Source organism: Marinobacter alexandrii, assembly GCF_005871205.1.
Classification (GTDB): Bacteria; Pseudomonadota; Gammaproteobacteria; order Pseudomonadales; family Oleiphilaceae; genus Marinobacter; species Marinobacter alexandrii.
The window spans coordinates 1-807 of the sequence record NZ_SWKM01000009.1; the positions used below are offsets into that span (position 1 = coordinate 1).

The following is an 807-nucleotide window of genomic DNA, read 5'->3' on the forward strand; positions in this document are numbered from 1 at the left end:
GTTATGAGTGTACGGACCTCTATGGATAATGATCTCGTATTGGTGACATTGGACGCAGAGCAGATCGCCAAAGCCAAAGAGGCAAATGGGAAGCGAAAGCGGATTACCCACGCGCTTGTTGTTGGAGAATATGGGGTGATGTTCGGCACGGAAAAGCAGTGCATGAAGTATTACTCGGTCTGGAAAAACATTTTCAAGCACCTGTTCGGTAAGTGCTACGAGACTGACCAGTACCGTCTCGCTACCTACACCTGCTCTGGTAATGTAGTGATGGATCTGACCGCAGAATCAGACAGACGGAAACCCAAGATAGATTTCATTGAAGAAGCGGTGAAGCGTGAGAAAAGGGGTTTTTGGGCAAGATTGCTTGGCCGTTAGTAAACCTCATAACCATGTGGTCAACGGGACGCTGGCGCTATGTGGCCACTGATCACGGCTCATTAAATTGTATTAATGGTGTCAGTGGGCACAGTTACAGGCACAAAATTCTCCGTTAAGAAAATCTGGTATGGTCAAAAAATATCCAGGTTTACGGAGGTTTCAAAATGGAAGTAGGCAAAACCTACAATGTAGTCTTCTCAACAGGCCGCTATGAAATCGAGTATGAAAACCGCGTTAAATGCATCAAGGAGACGCCGAAATCATATCGTGTTGAGAGAACTGACGGCAGTACAAGGCTGGTAGGGCAGAACTCAATAATTAACCTAGAAGAAATATCTGGCCCCACATAACCAGGCCAGTCACGGCGACGCCTACTACATTGCGGCTTCGCCTCCATTTCGTAGCCGCGCATGCTGGCAGGCGTTA

Annotated in this window: 1 protein-coding gene; it reads left to right on the forward strand. The window is 47.5% G+C overall.

Going from position 1 to position 807, the window contains the following annotated elements; translation table 11 throughout:
- Window positions 1-378 (forward strand): hypothetical protein (locus FCS96_RS00205; RefSeq protein ID WP_212747026.1); only part of this gene is annotated, 378 nt, incomplete at its 5' end.
- Window positions 379-807 lie beyond the last annotated feature (429 nt).